Consider the following 16,240-nt stretch of genomic DNA (forward strand, 5'->3'; position numbering starts at 1 on the left):
TTAATATTAATATCAATTTTGTTTTTTGCGATTCATGGCCAGCTGGTAAACGCAAGGTATTACCACCAAGTTCAAAATTGTCGCGGTAAGCAATCCTCCGAGTATTACGACAGCCATAGGGCTTTGAATCTCGTTGCCGGATTCTTCGCCGTTTAAAGCTAATGGAATTAAAGCTAGTCCTGTTGTGAATGCTGTCATTAGAATCGGGTTTAACCGATCCAATGCTCCCACTTTGATCAATTCCCATTGATCCATGCCTTCTTTTTTCAGGTCTTCGTAACGAGAAACCAGCAAGATGCCATTACGTGTTGCTATACCAAAAAGGCTAATATATCCAATCGTAGTAGCAATGCTTACAATTCCGGAAGTGAAATACACAATCAGAATTCCTCCTATCAATGCTAAAGGCAAGTTGATTAATACCACAGTTGCCAGCTTAAAGTTTTTGAATTCCATATAAAGCAATAGGAAAATAATGATTACAGCCCCAAGCGCCGAGATCAATAATAAAGTGGAAGCTTTTTCCTCGCTTTCGAATTGGCCTCCATACTCTACGCGATAGCCTTTAGGCATGCTGATTTCCGAATCAATCGTACTTTGGATCGAGTTGACCGCAGAGCGTAGGTCAGTGCCTTGCACATTGGCTTGGACTACAATTTTTCGTTGCACTTGCTCTCTGCTGATCGTGCTGGCGCTGCTTACTGAACTAACATCGGCTAGTTGATTCAACGAAGTGAATTTTCCCGAAGGCAAGATAATGAGAGCATCTTTGATCGTTTCTATTTTATCGCGGGCGGATGTTTTATAACGCACGATTAGGTCGAAATACTGCTGTCCTTCGTATATGTCTCCGACTTTTTCACCAGCCAAAGCTATATCTATTTGTTCCATTAAGTTGCCAACAGTCATGCCATGAGCGGCCAAAATTTGACGTTTGGGTGTGATGCGAAGTTGTGGCACTTCGATCTGTTGATCTACGGCTACATCGGCTAAGCCCGGAAGCTGTTTTATCGCTTGTTCGATGTTTTTCCCCACCTTGAACAATTCTTGTAGGTCAGGGCCGAACACTTTGATTGCAATATTGGCTCTTGTGCCCGAAAGCATGTGGTCAATGCGGTGAGCGATTGGTTGACCTAAAGTTATGTTCACACCCGGTACGACGCTGAGCTTTTCTCTGACATCTTCTAAGAACTCTTCTTTGGTTTTTCCATCACTTAAAGTGAAGGGCACATCGATTTCTGCCGCATTTACTCCTTGAGCATGCTCGTCTAATTCTGAGCGGCCTTGTCGACGTGTTACCACATCTATTTCCGGCATTTCCAAAAGCAGTTCTTCGACTAAAACACCTGCTTTGTTTCCTTCTTCAAGATTCATGGCAGGAGGGCCAACAACACTAATGACCAGAGAACCTTCATTGAATTCAGGTAAAAAACTTCTTCCTAGCTTTGAGAACACACCTAAGCTTAAAATGAACGCAATTACTGTAAGGCTAATGATAAGTCTTGGAATTCTCATGGCCCAATCTAAAATTTTGCTGTAAATGGATTGAAGCCATTTTTCTACTTTAGTGCCTTCAGCTTGTTTTAGAAGTTGTTTTTCGCTGCTCAGCAAGTATGAGCATAATACCGGAGTGACAGTGACAGCGACTAATAATGAAGTTAGCACAGAAGTAATGAAAGCGATTCCAAGCGGCTGAAGCAAACGGCCTTCCATTCCGCTAAGGAAAAATAGAGGTATAAAAGCAACAATGATGATGAGCGTCGCAATGATAATGGAGCTTCTAATCTCGATAGATGCTTCTTTCACAACTTCAAGGATAGGTTTTCTATCCGCTTTTGGACGTCTGATGTTTTCTCTTAATCGTTTGTAAACATTCTCCACATCGATAATGGCGTCATCAACTAAAGCTCCAATAGCAATGGCCATTCCTCCTAAGCTCATGGTATTGATCGTATAGCCCAATAGTTTCAGAACAATAATGGAAACCAGTAGTGAAACGGGGATCGCTAAAAGGGAAATGATCGTTGTCCTCCAGTTCAATAAGAAGATGAATAATACGATAACAACGAAAAACGCCCCTTCAAGCAATGTGCTTTTTAGGTTGGAAATTGAAGCGTCAATGAAGTCAGATTGCCGAAAAATCTGATTTTGAATTTTTACGCCTTCAGGCAATATATTTTTCAAGTCTTCCACAGCGTCGTCCAGTTTTTCAGTTAACTCCAAGGTGTTTACTTCAGGCTGTTTGGAAATCGTAAGTATCACAGCAGGTGAGGCGTCCATTGAGCCTTCCCCAATTTTATCGGAAGCACCAATTCTCACATCCGCAAGATCTTTGACGCGAACCGTTTGGCCATTTGAATGTTTGACAACAGCTTCTTGCAAATCCTCAACAACATATGCTCTTCCATTTCCTTTTACAATGTATTGATTGCCATATTGATTGATAAATCCACCGGGAGCATTGGCGTTCGCTTCTTTGACTTTGTCCATTAATTCCTCCAAGGTCACATCGAATTGTCGAAGTTTGTTTGGATCAGCATGCACTTGATACTGTTTGTAATCTCCGCCTATGGTAATTACATTGGCTATTCCTCCCAAAGCTTTGATATGAGGGCTGATCACCCAATCGGAAAGCGTTCGCAATTCCATTGGAGAATGTATCTCAGAGGTTACGCCGAGAAGCATTATTTCTCCCATAATCGATGAAATTGGCGCTAAAATAGGTGTTCCTATTCCTTCTGGAAGTTTTTCCATGACCATAGGAATACGTTCGTTAGTGATTTGCCTAGCTTTGTAAATGTCGGTACCCCATTCGAATTCTATCCAAACGATGGAAATTCCAGCAGCTGAGGAAGAGCGAATTCTACGTACATTTGGAGATCCGTTCATCGCAGTTTCTAACTGGTAAGTGACGAGTTTTTCCACTTCTTCAGCTTCCATGCCGTGCGCTTCTGTAAGTATAGTTACTGTTGGCGCTGTCAAGTCGGGAAAAATGTCCACATTCATATTTCGAGCTATGAATAGCCCCGTTGTGCACAGTGCGACCACTGTCAGCAAAACCATTAATCGGTTTTGCAACGATATTGATAATATTTTGTCCAGCATAATGATATCGTTTTAATGAGCGTGACCATGTGCCGGAGTTTGGCCTGACATGGATGCCATTTTCACTTGAAAGGCACCTTCGGTTACGACCACATCACCAGCTTTCAAACCTTCTAATACTTCCGCGTAAGCTCCATTTCTACGACCGAGCTTTACATTGCGTTGGGTGTAGACTTCTCCGGATATTTGAAGAATGACAGAGAATTTTCCATAATCTTCCAAAAGAGCCGAAGCAGGCACTAATGGAACGTTTTGCGGCTCGCCTATGGAAATGGCGGTTTCTGTATAACTGCCTAAGGGCATGTCGATATGTTCATTCACGATGGCTGAAACAGGAAGCATAGGGTTTTCAGACGATATTTTTTTCCCAGTCGAAATAATAGTCCCTTCTGATTGGAGAAGATTCGACCAAGTGTCATTGCCGGTTTTGTAGTGAATATTATGTATTTGTCTTAGTTGATTCGCATATGAAGGGCTTACTGGAATTTCAAGCATATGGCTTAGGTGTTGATCGACAGCAAATAAGATGTCTCCTTCATTTACATAATCGCCTTGCCCGACCTTAATATCGGAAATAAAACCGTCAAAAGGCGCTTTGATTTTCTTGCCTTTTTGCGAAGCGTTGGCACTTAGGGCTTGATAGTTGGATTTTGCTATTTCATATTCATTCTTAGCGGCTTCTATTTCAGCTTGCGGAATGATTTTGCTGTCAGCTAAGCTTTTTTTACGATTGTAATTCGATTTAGCTTTGTCATAGTCCGATTTTGCTTTGTTGATTTCCGTTTGAATATTGTTCAACGAAAGGCCATTGCCGGTAATCAGCATGATAAGATCACCTTTTTTAACGGGCTTTCCTTCCACAATATCATTTGAAATATACCTTACAGAACCATTGGCATTGGCTAATATTAATTGAGTTTCGGTTGGATTTTCTTTCCATTGCCCAGCGCCTGAAATGACATCGAATATTTCTCCTTCGGCAATTTTTTCAGTTTGAAAATCCACACGCCACGCTTGCTCTTTTAAGAAAGGAATGGCATCGGCAGGCTCAGCCATAGTTTGAACGCCGTTTTGAGCCGCTTCTATCGTAGGGTAAATGGTGATATCGTTGATGGTGATTTTATCTTTAATATCTGGTGTGTTGATTTCAAATATCAATTGCGCTTTTCCATCCTTTGTTGGTTGGAGCTTAGGCGAGAATATGCCTTTAGAAGAAGGAGCGTCAACAGTATGTTTGATACCCTCGTTTCCGATAATTAACATTGCCGTTACGCTTCCTGAGTTTGCAGGCTTATGGCCTTTTATACTGGTGACATGAGCAGCGAATCTGCTGGTTTTTCCTTTTACCAGCGCAGGAAATTCGACAAAGAGCTCGGTATTATTGGTGTTGATAGTAAATACTTCGCTTGGGACTCCTCCGGTAGGGTGGCTCCCGTCGGCATTATGCGCATGCCCGTCTTGTTGCGCACTATTGTCTTTGCAAGAGAATAGTGCTATGCTTGTGAATAATATGATTAAATAACGCATCTATTTTAAGTTATAAATTTCAAATCAATCTCCCTTCCAGCTGTTTCACTGATGAGACTTGTTCATTATGGATTAAATAGCTGATGAATTAATGATTATGTCCTTCATGGTTTTCATGGCCATGACTTTTTTCGTGATCATTGTCATGAGCAGTGGAGTCCGTCACGGAGAAGGATTCTTGAGCAGTATGTTCTCCATGTTCATGGCTACCATGATCATGACCATGGTCTCCGCTTTCATTTCCATGAGGAGCGTGAGCTTCTTCTGTATGATCATGTCCATGATCATTTTCATTTGTTTTGGATTTATTATCTGAGCATGCGAATGTGAGTGCGCACAAAGCAGCTCCTATTATGAATATTTGCGTCTTTTTCATATCGATTTTTGATTAAAGTAGTGAATGTTGATCATTTGAGGTCTCTCACCTTATTGATCAGAGTTTATATATTAAAATAGATGCTTTCAGTTCATTGAGCTCTTGTTCCAAGTCGAGCTTTTGGTTGATGGCTTCTCGGTAAAATTGCAGTTCTACGAAGTATTCCGCAAAGGAGTATTCTCCTTGTTCGAAGGCTTGGTAGAGCAACTGTTCGGAATTCAGGCTGCCGAGGGTTTTTTCGTATTCGGCATGTTTCTTTTTCAGAAGAGCGTATGTCTCAAATTGCTCTTTGAGCTTGATTTCCGCTTTCATTAATTCCGCTTTGGCGTTAAGAGCTTGCAGGTTTACGTTGCTTTTGGCGATTTTCACTTTGTTTCTAGTACTCCACAAAGGGATTGAAATACCAGCGAAAACTCCAGAGTACACATCATCGCGAACGCCTTGGCTGTTGTATCCTAAGGTAAGGTTGGGCAAGAGTTTGTGTCTTGCTACTTTGAGGTTTTGCAATGAAGCAGCTTCTTCCTGTTGCAATATCGTTAATTCAGGATCCAAGGATTGCTTTTCTTTCCATATTTGGTCGTAAGAATCCATTTCAAAGTCATCTTCCAGCATGAATTGATCGGCGGCAATGGCTAGACCGGAATTCATTTTGGTTAACTCCATTGAGGCTTTTCGTATCTTCAGATCGATTTGATCAATAGCGAATTGATCCTGCATCCAAGCGATTTTAGCCTTGTTGAGCTCTAAAACCCCAATGGCTCCCTTTTCAAATTGTGTTGTCAAGTGGGACAGAATGGTTTGGGATTGCTCCAACCTTTTGGCTTCGATAAATTTCTTTTTGTTTAAGCTAGAGATTTCCACCAATAATTGTTGAGCGGGAAGAAGGACTTCTTGCTTCTTTTTTGCGTATTGGGATTCTAATACCATAGCTTCCTTGTCGATCCATTTTTTCCGCATAGCATACACTGTGGGAAATTCAAAGGATTGACGAAATTCAAGTTCTGAATAGTTGTAAGGTGCTTCTTCAGGTTTTATCGGCAGATAGTAAAAATCTAATTCGGGGTCAGGCAAGTTGTTGCTTGCTTGATTTTCCAGATTTTGCTGTTCTATGGATGTTCTTAGCGCCTTAAGTGCATAGTTATTCCGTTCAATGGATTGTAAAATATCTGTCATCGAATGGGTTTGGGCAAGAAGATCAACATGAAGCAAAATCGCGCATAATAAGATCATCGCTGATTTATGCATGATTAAAGTTATTTTAAGTTGATGAATAGCCGAGCGTTTCGGAAGAAACAGATTATTCCGAATTCAGCTTTAAAATGTTAGAATCAACTTAAAGAAGGAGGGCCCCGGAGTGGGGAGTGGGTAAGATAGAAAAATGAATATAAGTCTGTTGGCCTGTATTCAGGGTCAGAATCATCGCTTTCAGAAATATAGGCTTCATATAAGACAGGATTCGAGATATGCCCTTTTACGGCTTGAACTTTCTTTACAACATCTTGCTTGTCACTTACCTTTTGAAGAGGAATATCGTGGCTATGGCATACATGATGTTGAGAGAAAATTAATTTAGCCAGTACCCCGCCATTGTCTATAGAGTGGTGGCCATCGTGGTCCGCATTAAGATGTACAGGACAAGGGTTTGAGCTTTCAATATGGTGCAGATGAGGAATAGCATGATGCGATATCAGCATGAATAGTATGCTGTATGCCAAAAATGCTTTTATGTTTTCTCCTATCTTCACTTATAAATTTATTTTCTAGCCAAATGTATTAGCCTTAAACTCTCAACGAACAATTATAGCTAAAAAGATATATTAAGTGAAATAAAAAATGAAAAATGTTAGACTTAGAATATTGAGTTTATGATGACAAATCAATAATGCTTTCTGTGCGATTCAGTTAATTTTACCCTTAGGGTGTTTAGTATTCACAAGAAATTGCCTTGTGTTGATATTGTCATGTTTGTGTGTTTTTTTATCTTTTTTGGTTTTTTTGAATTGTTTTTTTCTTTGTTTTTTTTAGCATGATGGTGTTTAGTGTACTTTTACAGATGTATAAAAAATAAATATTTAGATGAAATACTTTAGTTATTTGCTGCTTTGTGTTCTGAGTGGTATTAGTATGTTGCTTAATGCACAAGAAAAGTTAGATGTAAAAGTGCATCAAGGAAGAACATTTGATAGCAAAGAACAATTACGCCATGTAATTGGAGAAGATAAAACAGGTGTTTATTATATTAAACAGGAAGGGGTAGCAAAATATTTCTTAGCAAAAGCCAGCAAAGATTTGATTGAGGAAAAGGTTGAGTTGTTCAATAAAGGATCATTCTTAAATCAGATGTCATTTACAGCATATCACATTGAGGGGAATAATGTTTTTGTCATTGCATCTGTTACGGATATGAAGAAGCAGACAATTGAAGCCAAGTTATTAAGGTTTGATAAATTCTCATTAAAGTTGATTGAAGAAAAAGTATTGAGCTCTTTGTCATTATCTTCATTTAAGGGGAAAAAGAAAAAAAAGAAATCTCAAGACGATCAGGAATCGGATAAATATGTGACTTTCACGATGCATAATACCGCGCCTCAAATAAAAATATTGGCGAGAATGATGGATATTTACTCGCCTGATAAAAGCAAGTTGATGATCACGCAATTTTTAGATAATAACAAAAAGATTAGAACTTTTATATATGATAGAAATCTAAATAAAATAGGGGAGAGAGATTTTTTTGTAGAAGATTCACAAAAAACAATTTTAGTTTTCGATCAAAAACTTGATAATAATGGAGATGTATATCAACTATTTGCTATAAGAGGAAAATATATAGTTAATAGGTATATGGAAAATGGAGAAGTTAAAAAATATGAATTTGAAACTTCTGAAAATATCCTTATTCAAGATATAAAATTGAAAGTTACTTCTGAAGGTGTCGTTTGTGCAGGCATCTATGATTTAAAGACTGAAAAATCACAAGTTAAAAGAAATAAAAATTTAATTGGAGTTGCGGCCCCTTACTATAGACCCATCAACGGAGCGTTTAGCGTTAAATTTGATAAAAAATCAGGAGAATTGTTATACAAAACTTTCCATGCGTTCGATACAGAAATGATGGTAAAAGGTGAAACTGAAGAAAGAGTGAGATTTTTGAGATCAAAAGTCGAAGAAGGGGATGAGTTAGAAATGTATAATTACGCCCTTGACAGACTTGTAATACATGAAAATGGTGGTGTAAGTATTATTGCGGAGCAGTTTTATATAACTGAATATATGAAACCTGGAGCATCAGATCCAACATACTATAAATTCCTTGATATAATAGCTGTTAATTTTAATGAAGATGGAAGTTTTAATTGGTCTCAATTAATTCCCAAGTCTCAAAAATTAGATAGAAGCTATATTTATTCTTCTTTTGCAATGATGAATAAGAATAATAAATTGTATTTCTTTTTTAATGATAATCCAAGAAACACATTAGAAGCGAACACCAAAATGCCAAAGGATATAAGGGACCCTAGGAAAATGGTGGTAAGCAAAGTCACGGTAGATGACAAGGGAAATATAAGTAAGAATTTATTATTTGAAGATAAAGATGAAACTGGTGTGGTATTTAAGCCTGTAATGGAGTTTGAGAGTCAAAGAGGAGAATTGATATTGTATGGTGAGTGGAGAGGAACCCAATGTTTTTATAGACTTACCTCTAATGAATAATACAGTCCATGTAAAATATACTGACTGAGCAGAAAGACCAATGAGAAAATATTTTTCATTGGTCTTTTATGTTTTTTAAAACTTTTTTACGTATTGAGCAGCTTGATAACCTGCTTCCTTTCCCGTGACGGCTCCTTTGATTAGGCCTGAGCCAGTTGGATAGGCATAATAAAAGTATCCACCTGTAATCTCTCCGCAACCATAAAGGCCCTTGATTGGGTATCCGGAATAGTCTAATATTTCGCATTTGGTATTTGAAAATAATCCTCCGAATGTAAAGGTAATGCCCGGAACTACTGGATAGGCATAAAATGGTGGCTGAGTTATTGGCAGAGCCCAATTTGATTTAGGAGGAAAGATGTCTTTGGTGCTTTGTCCGTCAAGTATTGTCGGGTTGTATGTATTCTGGTTGTGATCGCAAGATTGATTAAACTGGTTTATGGTTGACAGAAATTCCTTCAAGGGCAATTTAGTTTCTTTTGATAATTCCTCAAGGCTATCTGATTTGTAGAACTGTTTTTGAAATGAATAGTAGGGTTCTAGAAATTTTATGCCTTGGCTATCGAAAATTTGATAGGCTATTTGATCGGGCTGTTTGAGGATGGCTTTTCCAACTTCAACATAAATCTGATTGTTCCAATACCTTCCTTCATCGATGAACCTTTTACCTTCGTTATTGACTGTTACTCCCCAAGAGAAAGCTAATCGGTTTGTTTTTTCACGCGTATTCAAGCCTCCTTCCCAAGGAGAGTCAGGATCAATAGGTGTGATGTGTGCTCCAGTGAAGTGTCCATATGGTTTTGCGCCAATAGAAAGGGCCGCTTCAAGCATTTCGCCAGTATTGTATTTGACGCAACGTTGTCGAACTTGATCCCATTCTTGTCCCAAATATTGAGCGCGCATGGCATTATTAGCTTCAAACCCTCCGCACCCTAATACCACTGCTCCTTGAATTACTTCAGTGTCGCCTGATGAGTTTCTAACTTTCACACCGATCACTTCATTGTTTTGACTCACGCTTAAGCCTGTAGCGGCAGTTGAGTAAATGACTTTGGCTCCCTTGCTTTGCAAATAACTTAGTTGGCTTTCCACCATTCCTTCACCACCATTCATCGCTTGAATAGCCACACCTCCGGAATAATGACGTTCCTTGGTATTGTCATAAGTACTTAAGTATTCAGCAAGCTCGAATTTGACTCCTTTGGACTTAAGCCAAGAGATAATGTCGTAACTCTGGGAAGTAAACCAAGAAACAAGCTCATTATCAGGTCTTCCTTTTCCTAAGCTTTGTATGTCTTCTATAAAGTTCTCATGGGAATAAGGTTCTATGAAAATTCGAGCCCAATCTTCATCAGAGTACCGATTATCAAGTATTTCTCTTACTTCATCTTTATGATCAAAAATAATCCTTAAGGCCGCAGAAGTTAACCTAGTATTTCCGCCTTTTTCTTTTTCTGGAGCTTTTTCAATGATTACAACTTCAGCGTCATGATCAATTGCTTCAATAGCCGCGCATAGTGCGGCATTTCCAGTTCCGACAACGATTATCTTATTCATCTTTTTTATAGAATTACTAAAATTTGGGGTAAATGTTAATCTTGAGTCAAAATATGAGTTTTAAATAATATTTTCTCATAGAGCAGTACTTTGTGGTATATTTACTTATTTTCATTATAAATTACATTATAATGTAGTGTTTATCTTATTTAATAATGTTAAATTAATTTTTATTAATAATTAGATACTGAAATGTTTAAAAAATTACTTTGGGCGAAAGTTGCATGTATTGCTTCGCTATCTGCACTAATGTTTACTTCTTGTGGGTCGGATGAAAAAGACAATGTTGAGGATCAATTAAAGGAATTGACACAATCATGTGATGTCGATTTTTCCTCAGAAGTAGCTACAGGTGAGTTTATGGGTGAATCCTTTACCTTTGTGAAAGGTATTGCAAAAAAGGATTCGTTTGATAAGGATAAACATAGATTTGTTTTGTACGGTGAAGAGTCTGAGCATGTTCTTTGCGATCCATTCTTATCTTACCCTACAAAATCTATTATTTTCACAGTGCCATTGGAAGTAGGCTTGTATGAATTGAGTTTGGAAAATGGATTGACTTTTAATGATGCTTCTGTGGTTAATTCTGTAAATGCTGTTGGAAGTATTTGCGGAGGAATTGAAATAACATCTGTTACTGATACAGAAGTATCAGGTAAGATTGATGCTTATGCTGATGAAGATAATGGCTTTAATGGGACATTTACAGTTTCTATTTGTGAAGATTCAGCTTTTTTCTAGAGGTTAGTCAAGTTAAAGAAATTAAAAATCCGCGGTTATGCGGATTTTTTTTGCTTTTTGAATTTTACAATGAATTATCAATAGCTTTTTTTACCAAAAATGAATTTGCTACTTGACTGATGATAGTGATTTGCTCGCCTTTATCTATAAATTCTCCTCTGGTGTAGGCATCGTAAATCTCTCCCTCAATTTCTATCGTGCCACTTGGTCGAAGTTTGGAGTAGGCGGTACCCGTTTTTCCAATCATGTCATTTACTTCTTTTTTCACTGAATAGCCTTTATCGCTTTTCTGTTCATTTTCAAGGCTGATTCGTTTGAAGTATTTGGAAGATAGCAAGCTCTTGCCTGCAAGGAGCATGAAGATAAATGAGCCTGTTAGCGATATTCCAACGACTAGAATGCTTTTGTTGATTTCCTCACCGGAGGTAAAAGTGAAATCGAAAAAGTCATTGTTTAGCATGGTTAAGACAAGGCCTATGACGACTAGTGCGATTCCTGATATGCCCGCTATTCCAAAACCGGGTATGACAAAGACTTCCAATCCTATGAGTATGACCCCTACGATAAAACAGGCGATTTCCCAGTTTTCCGCAAGGCCATTGAGATAGTAGGGAACAAAATACAAAACAGCGGCAATGCCTGCTGCCAAGATTGGAAATCCAATCCCAGGGCTTTGTAGCTCAAAATATATGCCTCCGAGAATGATCATGATCAGAATTCCGCTTACAGCAGGGTTGAGAAAGAAAGCGATAATTTTCTCGGCAGTGGTGACTTTGAAGTTATCGACTTCAGGATTGTCAATGTGATTTCTTTTTAGGATTTCTTCGATATTGTTCACTTCCGCGGTGCAAAATCCGTGTTTAATCGCCTCTGAAGTAGAGAATGTCAGAACTTTTCCTTCTGTGGTCACGCTGTCTATTTGTATGCTTTCATCAACCATGGCTTCCGCTATTTGTGGATTCCTGCCTTTGGCCTCGGCTGTGGATCTCATGATGCTTCTCATGTATGATTGATATTTGTCGGGAGCCGCTTTGCCATCTTGCGTTACAACTGTAGCCGCGCCAATACTAGCTCCGGGAGACATGTATATGCTATCGCAAGCTATTGAAATCAAGGCTCCTGCAGATGCTGCATCTTTGTTTATGAAAACGTAAATAGGAATTTCGCTTTCCAATATTTTGGTTCGAATGTCATCAGCATCGTTTACGGCTCCTCCATAAGTATCCATCTCAATGATGATCAGTTGAGCGCTGTCTTTTCTTGCGTGTTCCAGCGCTAGGTCGACTCTTCTGTTCATTCGAGGGTCGATGGGACCGTCAATCTTGAAGGTGAATACTTTTTCAATACTGTCAGTGCTTGCTGTTGCAGCCAAGCTTGTGGTTAAGGTCAATAAAAGCAATAATGCTTTAAGAAAATGCGGGCTAATTTTCATTTTTTTGATATTTGAAATAAAAAATTGCTTCATAGATTCAAAAGTCTTTCAAATGCTTTTGTAATTTAATTATTTCTGTCAATTTTAATAAAAAAATCCATTCATTGTCTTAAGCGAACATGTATAAGCTTGGCAAATTCAATCAAAACATTTGTTTATTTGAAATCGAAACTACAATATGAGTCTCCGGGATTGATTTGGAACTCAGTCATGGACCCCGATCAAGGGCTAATGGTTCTTGAGGAGAGAGATCAAGCGAATATGGAAATGACTTTCAGTTGCATAGATCTACTGAATGACAAGGTTTTGTTCGAAGGCTTGTTGTTTGAGGATTCTTGGAATTTGGGCATAAATGCCCTGATGGGAAACTTGATGATTATGCACAAGTACAAAGATGCGGATAATCCTATCGTTGAGAAAGTATTTGCATATGATATTAATAAAGAGGCCATACTATGGGAAGCCGAGAATTTTGGCATTGAAAGAGTCTCAGAAGATTCATTAATTGGCTACTTTGAAAGAGAAGGGGAGCATTTTCCACATGTTTTGGATATAATGACCGGAGAGGCTGAGTATTTGGATGATCAAGCGTACAAGGAAGCATTGATCGGCGCAGCTAAAAAAGGCGCGGAGAAAATGGATGAAAGCTTGGCGCAATATCCTTTGCATTATACGGAGGAGAATGACCATTTTGAGACTTTCCGCAAATTTATCGAGCAAAAGATGGGCTTAAAGCCTGAGAAAGCTGTTGACTATTTGGAAACAGATACTTGGCTCATACTTTCTTTTTATACAATTAAAGGCAATGGATTGGACAACATTTTGCTGGTCTTGGATAAGGATGGAAATGTATTGTTGAACACATTAATCAATGCAAATAGCAAGGGAATCGCTTTTGATCCTTTTTTTGTGTATCAGAATAAGTTAATTTTCGTAAGAGATAGAGGCGAATTATGCATTTTTGAATAATTTAGCCCAAAAAATATATTTTTCGGCTTATTTTATAAATATTGGCCACAGAATCGAAATGAATTGTCTATGAAAAGAATATTTGTTGCTTTTATTCTAATGATGTTCGCCCAAGGGGCTAGTGCGGTGATTATGCCAAAGGACTCGGTTGGAGTATCGCAAAAAGAAGACAAACGCTATATTTTGCATAAGGTGGTTTCCGGCGAAGGGCTTTACAGTATTTCTAGAAAATACAATGTGAGCATAGAGGAAATCAAGAAAGCCAATCCTTCGACTAGTGACGGGTTGGTAGTGGGTGAGGTATTGAATATTCCTTTTGCTATTGCCAAAAGCTCTACTAAAAGCGAAGCAAAAACTGTAACCGCGTCTTTGGAAATATCTGGGAATGCTTTGACTCATGAAGTGAAAGCAGGAGAAACCTTGTTTAGCATTTCAAGAAAGTATAGTGTTCCGGTTGCAAAATTAGTTCAAGCTAATGGCTTGGAGGATAATCCGAATATCAAGGTCGGACAGAAGCTGAATGTGCCTGTGTTGCATGCCTCTAAGACAGTGAAAAAAGCTGCAGTGCTTAGCACGTCATCAGATTCGAAAGTTTACCATTTGGTAAAAGCTGGAGAGACTATGTTCAGCTTGTCAAGGGCTTATGGTATAACTGTTGATGAATTGAAAAACTGGAACAACTTGTCAACGAATACGCTTAGCGTTGGAGACCGACTAATTGTTGGGAATGATAAATCAGGAGCCACAGAGGAATCTCCAAAAGCCGTTCAAGCTACTGCTGTTCAGCCTAGAGATTATAAATCCGCAGTGAATACAAACCCTGAGAATAGGCTTTCTATTCCAATAAGTGTTGGAAGAACGGTGGATGCGAGCGGGAAAGTGACAGAGGTGGGTGTTGCTGAAATAATGGACGGCTCTGATGATACTAACAAATATTTGGGCTTGCATAGGTCAGCGCCTGTGGGCACAATCATTCAGGTTAAGAATGATATGACAAAGCATACTGTATTTGTTAGAATAATAGGAAGATTGCCGGATACAGGAATTAATGAGAAGACTCTGATTAGAATATCAAAGAAGGCTTACGAGAGATTGGGAGGAAAGGATTACTCCTTCCCGGTTGAGTTGACTTATATTGAATCAGACATCGAAGAGTAAGATATTACGTAGTTGATCAAATGAAGTGAACCTTAGTGTTCACTTTTTTTGTTATCGCATAGATAGTAAGATATGGACACTGGATTTGTGGAGGAGCTTTTGGAGGAAAAGTTCGCCTTGTATAATAGACATGACTTTATAGAGAATGACCCGATCAGCATACCGCATCGCTATAATTCTTGTCGTCAGGATATTGAAATTACAGGTTTTTGGGCTTCAATATTGGCTTGGGGACAGCGTAAAACGATCATCAAGAAATGCCATCAATTATTTGAAATGATGGATCATAGTCCTTATGAATTTATAAAGCATCATAGCGAAGAGGATTTAAGACCATTCTTGAATTTCAAGCATCGCACATTCAACGATGTGGATACTTTGTACTTCATTTCTTTCCTTAAACATTTCTATGAACAGCATGATACGCTTGAGGATGCATTTTTGTTAAATGAAAATGCTTCTGATTCGAACATGGAGAAAAACCTAATAGGCTTTCATGACTATTTTTGCGGTTTGGACCATTTCCCTTCCAGAACTCGCAAGCATATAGCTACTCCAGCGAGAAAGTCGGCTTGCAAGCGAATCAACATGTTTTTGAGGTGGATGGTCAGAGATGATGAGCAAGGTGTGGATTTTGGTATCTGGAAAAGAATAGAGACTTCCAAGTTGGTGTGTCCATGCGATGTGCATGTGGATCGCGTGGCGAGAAAGTTGGGCTTGATTAGTAGAAAGCAGACAGATTGGATAACGGCTGTTGAGTTGACGGAGAATTTGAAGAAATTTGATCCAAATGATCCCGTAAAGTATGATTTCGCTTTGTTTGGGTTGGGAGTCGAAGGGGAACTATAAAAAAAAATCCAGCGATTAAGCAAACCGCTGGATTCATCCATATTCTCTCTGTTATTCCAGTGAACAGGTTTATTTATTCCAAGTTGCTGGATCTTTTCTCCACTCTTGCAGTGCTTCCACATCAGATTCTTTGATATAATCCATGTCCTTAGCCACTTTCAGCATTTCTTCATAATCGGAAAGGCATACAAAAGGAACTTTAGCGTTTTCGAAGTTTTCGTCCGCTAGTGCGAATCCATAAGTAAATATGGCCGCTAGTCCTAATACTTCTGCTCCAGCTTCTTTAAGGGCGTCAGCGGCTTTTAAAGAGCTTCCTCCAGTAGAAATCAAATCTTCAATAAGCACTACTTTTTGGCCTGGCTTCAGCAAGCCTTCTATCATATTGCCCATGCCATGACCTTTTGGCTTTGATCTCACATAGTTGAATGGCAAGCCAAGTTCTTCCGCCACCAAAGCTCCTTGAGGAATTCCAGCAGTAGCAACGCCAGCGATGCATTCCGCATCAGGGAAGTTCGTTTTTATAGCTTCCGCTAAGGCTTTTTTGATATATGTTCTGATTTCCGGGTAAGAAAGCGACATTCTGTTGTCGCAATAGATAGGCGAGTTCCACCCTGAGCTCCATGTGAACGGCTCTTGTGGTCTAAGCTTGATAGCTTCAATGTCCAATAACATTTTAGCTACATTTTTAGCGATTTCCTGATTATTATTTGCGTCCATGCGACAAAGTTAAAATAAAAATACGTCAAGGCTTATTTGAAAAGGAACTATTTTCCCATTTTTGGGCAATATTATCAATGTAACAATGATGACAT

The 16,240-nt window shown here is 38.8% G+C and carries 13 protein-coding genes; 5 read left to right on the forward strand and 8 right to left on the reverse strand.

Features of this window, described 5'->3' with window-relative positions; translation table 11 throughout:
• Positions 1–12: 12 nt before the first annotated feature.
• From AABK36_RS04020 to AABK36_RS04040, 5 genes are all read right to left on the reverse strand, one after another.
• Complete coding sequence (locus AABK36_RS04020; RefSeq protein WP_309937751.1) at positions 13–3,105, reverse strand: efflux RND transporter permease subunit; 3,093 nt, start codon at positions 3,103–3,105, stop codon at positions 13–15.
• 12 nt (positions 3,106–3,117) lie between these two features.
• Positions 3,118–4,632, reverse strand: coding sequence for an efflux RND transporter periplasmic adaptor subunit (locus AABK36_RS04025; RefSeq protein ID WP_309937752.1), 1,515 nt, complete (start codon positions 4,630–4,632; stop codon positions 3,118–3,120).
• 88 nt (positions 4,633–4,720) lie between these two features.
• Positions 4,721–5,008, reverse strand: a complete 288-nt coding sequence (locus tag AABK36_RS04030; protein ID WP_309937754.1) for a hypothetical protein — start codon at positions 5,006–5,008, stop codon at positions 4,721–4,723.
• 57 nt (positions 5,009–5,065) lie between these two features.
• Entirely contained in the window at positions 5,066–6,253 is a 1,188-nt protein-coding gene (locus AABK36_RS04035; protein WP_309937755.1) for a TolC family protein, read from the reverse strand.
• An 83-nt stretch (positions 6,254–6,336) separates the two neighbouring features.
• Complete coding sequence (locus tag AABK36_RS04040; RefSeq protein WP_309937756.1) at positions 6,337–6,753, reverse strand: hypothetical protein; 417 nt, start codon at positions 6,751–6,753, stop codon at positions 6,337–6,339.
• Positions 6,754–7,084: 331 nt separating this feature from the next.
• Between AABK36_RS04040 and AABK36_RS04045 the strand changes: the two genes are divergently transcribed.
• Positions 7,085–8,722, forward strand: a complete 1,638-nt coding sequence (locus tag AABK36_RS04045) for a hypothetical protein (protein WP_309937757.1) — start codon at positions 7,085–7,087, stop codon at positions 8,720–8,722.
• A 75-nt stretch (positions 8,723–8,797) separates the two neighbouring features.
• Here the strand turns inward: AABK36_RS04045 and tcuA are convergent, their stop codons facing one another.
• Positions 8,798–10,279, reverse strand: a complete 1,482-nt coding sequence (gene tcuA, locus AABK36_RS04050; RefSeq protein ID WP_309937759.1) for an FAD-dependent tricarballylate dehydrogenase TcuA — start codon at positions 10,277–10,279, stop codon at positions 8,798–8,800.
• A gap of 192 nt (positions 10,280–10,471) precedes the next feature.
• Between tcuA and AABK36_RS04055 the strand changes: the two genes are divergently transcribed.
• Positions 10,472–11,020, forward strand: coding sequence for a hypothetical protein (locus AABK36_RS04055; protein ID WP_309937760.1), 549 nt, complete (start codon positions 10,472–10,474; stop codon positions 11,018–11,020).
• A 64-nt stretch (positions 11,021–11,084) separates the two neighbouring features.
• Here the strand turns inward: AABK36_RS04055 and AABK36_RS04060 are convergent, their stop codons facing one another.
• The gene (locus AABK36_RS04060) at positions 11,085–12,452 is read right to left on the reverse strand and encodes an NfeD family protein (protein ID WP_309937761.1); all 1,368 of its coding nucleotides are present in this window, start codon (positions 12,450–12,452) and stop codon (positions 11,085–11,087) included.
• A gap of 159 nt (positions 12,453–12,611) precedes the next feature.
• Here AABK36_RS04060 and AABK36_RS04065 point away from each other — a divergent pair, with 159 nt between their 5' ends.
• The 3 genes from AABK36_RS04065 to AABK36_RS04075 all read left to right on the forward strand — a co-directional run bounded on the left by AABK36_RS04065 (position 12,612) and on the right by AABK36_RS04075 (position 15,428).
• Entirely contained in the window at positions 12,612–13,421 is an 810-nt protein-coding gene (locus tag AABK36_RS04065) for a DUF4905 domain-containing protein (RefSeq protein WP_309937762.1), read from the forward strand.
• Between the two features lie 69 nt (positions 13,422–13,490).
• On the forward strand, positions 13,491–14,579 hold the full coding sequence (locus tag AABK36_RS04070) for a LysM peptidoglycan-binding domain-containing protein (RefSeq protein WP_309937763.1): 1,089 nt from the start codon (positions 13,491–13,493) through the stop codon (positions 14,577–14,579).
• Between the two features lie 72 nt (positions 14,580–14,651).
• Positions 14,652–15,428 (forward strand): TIGR02757 family protein, encoded by a 777-nt coding sequence (locus tag AABK36_RS04075; RefSeq protein WP_309937764.1) that lies wholly within the window; start codon positions 14,652–14,654, stop codon positions 15,426–15,428.
• A 69-nt stretch (positions 15,429–15,497) separates the two neighbouring features.
• Here AABK36_RS04075 and pyrE read toward each other — a convergent pair whose 3' ends face one another.
• Entirely contained in the window at positions 15,498–16,145 is a 648-nt protein-coding gene (gene pyrE, locus AABK36_RS04080) for an orotate phosphoribosyltransferase (RefSeq protein ID WP_309937765.1), read from the reverse strand.
• Positions 16,146–16,240 lie beyond the last annotated feature (95 nt).

It is taken from the genome of Aureibacter tunicatorum (genome assembly GCF_036492635.1).
Classification (GTDB): domain Bacteria; phylum Bacteroidota; class Bacteroidia; order Cytophagales; family Cyclobacteriaceae; genus Aureibacter; species Aureibacter tunicatorum.